Origin of the sequence: Mesorhizobium sp. M7A.F.Ca.CA.003.01.2.1 (assembly GCF_003998945.1) — a bacterium.
GTDB lineage: Bacteria > Pseudomonadota > Alphaproteobacteria > Rhizobiales > Rhizobiaceae > Mesorhizobium > Mesorhizobium ciceri.
The window spans coordinates 1-2,313 of record NZ_RZRA01000897.1 but is presented as its reverse complement, the minus strand read 5'-3'; the positions used below and the strand labels follow the sequence as shown (position 1 = coordinate 2,313).

2 protein-coding genes are annotated in these 2,313 nt (G+C 65.6%); both read right to left on the bottom strand.

Translation table 11 applies throughout. From position 1 onward, the window contains the following. A partial coding sequence (locus EN969_RS27335; protein WP_164758537.1) for an ABC transporter ATP-binding protein occupies window positions 1-1,327 on the bottom strand: 1,327 nt, incomplete at its 3' end. A gap of 9 nt (window positions 1,328-1,336) precedes the next feature. Then, on the bottom strand, window positions 1,337-2,313 hold a 977-nt coding region (locus EN969_RS27330; RefSeq protein ID WP_245467520.1), incomplete at its 5' end, for a glycosyltransferase.

Here is a 2,313-nt window from a genome sequence, read left to right as displayed (position 1 = left end):
GTTCCAGTTCCTGGCTGGCCAGGGCGATGTGCCGGCGCCACTGGCTGGCATCGATCCGGTCGAGCGGCGATCCATCGACGAGGATGTTGCCGGTGTCCGGTTCGACGAAGCGGCACAGGAGATTGACGATCGTCGTCTTGCCGGCGCCCGAGCGGCCGATCAGCGCCGTCGAGCGGCCACCGCGGATCTCGAATGTCGCCGCGTGCAGCACCACCTCGCGCCGGTCCGTGCCGGAGTAGGTGAATGTCACATCGTCGAACTTGATGCCCTGGCGCAGGCCGTGGAATGGCCCGTCCCCTTGCGGCGGTTGCGGCTTGCCTGTGGGATCCAGCAGCCAAGTCACCTCCTCAAGCGATCCGCTCAGGCCTTGCAGCTGGCTCCACGACCCCTGCAGGGCCCGCATATGCGGCTGCAGCCTGTAGAGCAGGATGACGAAGGCAATGATCAGCGGGAAACTCACCTGCGCCAGCCAGGCGCCGATCACCACCGCCAGGAACAGCATGGCGTGGAGAACCTCCGTCAGCGGCGGCAGCGCTCCCTGGCGCACGAGCAGCGCGAAGGAGGCGCGGCGAACCGCATCCGACGCCGTGTCGAACATCGCCTTTTCCCGGTTCTCCTGTCCGAAGATGCGGATCAGCCGTCCGGCATGCACAAGGTGAAGCATCTGCGAGGCGAGGTGGCCGTTGCGCGAGGCGACGCTGCGGCTTGGCTCCTTCAGATTGGCTGAGAGCATGGCGTGCGCGATCTGGACGAGCGCCAGTCCGAGCGTGACCAAAAGCGTCATGCGCCACGAAAGCAGCAGCAGGAAAGCCAGGAGGATGATGGCGGCCGATGCGCTGACGATGGCCGACAGCATGATCTGGATCGCATCGGAAGCCCGCCAGGATTCGTTGGAGATGATGTTGAGCAGGCGTCCGGGGCTCTGCCGCAGGAAGAACGGGTAGCCGACCCGCAACAGCTGCTCCGACAGGGCGCTGCGGATGGAATGGCTTGCCTTGCCGGAGATGAAGGTCGTCAGCAGCGTGTTGGCGAAGGCGAAGACGTTCTTCAGGATGATCGAGCCGAGGATGGCGGCCGAAATGACGATCAGCCGGTCGCGCTCGCTCAAGCCCGATCCGACGTGCTGGAGGACGGCGGAGAAGCCTGCCATTCCGGCGGCATCCCCGTGTCCCATGATGATGCCCAGCAACGGGATGATCAGGCCGATGCCGAACCCTTCGAGGACGGCGCTGACCAGGCCGAGAATCACCACCGCCGGAAGCAGGCGCAGTTGCCGCTTTCCGAACGCCCGGAACAGCATCGGCAGGTTTGGCGGCAGCATTGGCATTACAGCGTTTCACCTCGCCTGGGCATTGGCTTGTTGATCTTGCCGCACCGGTTCGGCCCGCGGCCGTCTGACCAGCAGGAGAACCGCGAACCTGGCCGCGCCGAGCAAATTCATGGCGACGATCGGCCAGTGCGGCAGGTTGAGTTCACGATCGAAGGCGGGTCCTCCCGCCAATTCCCTGAAAGCCCCTCTTGCGGCCCAGTAGAAATGGCGAAGCAGCCAGGGCGCGTGGCGAACATGCTTCAGGCAGAGCCCGCCATTGCCCAGGCTGTAGTCGCGATGCAGCTTTTCGATGGCTTTGCGATCCCGCCGGCCGTGATGGTGGAAAATCGTCATGTCAGGCACATACTCGACCGCGATGCCGAGCAGCATCGCGCGCACGAGGTAATCGGTATCCTCGGCCGACCGCAATGGTCCGCCGGCGCCGAAGCGTTCGTCGAAATAGCCGATGCGGGCCGCTACATCGCGGTGCATCGTCATGTTGCAGCCCAGCACGAAACCGCCGGGATGAACATCTGGCGTCAGCCGCTCGCGCGCCCACGACCGCTTGATGGTGAACGGCAAATCCCTGGCATCGCCAAGCTCGACACGGCCGCCCCGGATGAGCCATTGTTCCCCGGACGCATAGTGTCGCTCCAGATCGCGCAGATAGTCGCGATGGAGCGCGCAGTCGTCGTCGACGAAGACCAGCACACGGCCGCGCGCGCGCCTCAGCCCGGCGTTGCGCGCAGCCGCCAATCCGGGGCGCGGCTCGCAAACGGGCGTGAACGGAATGTCCGACGCAGCCGCGATGCTGGCCAGGCGTTCGGCCGTGCGGTCGCTCGAACCGTTGTCGACGACCACGAGTTCGGCGGCGAAGCCGGCATGTGCGCGGCATGCGGCTTGCACCGACTTGATGCAGGCATCGAGCACGGCGACGCGGTTGCGCGTGCAGATGATGAAGCTGACTTCCGGCGCCGCTCGTTCCGGGCGGGGACCGGCCGGAA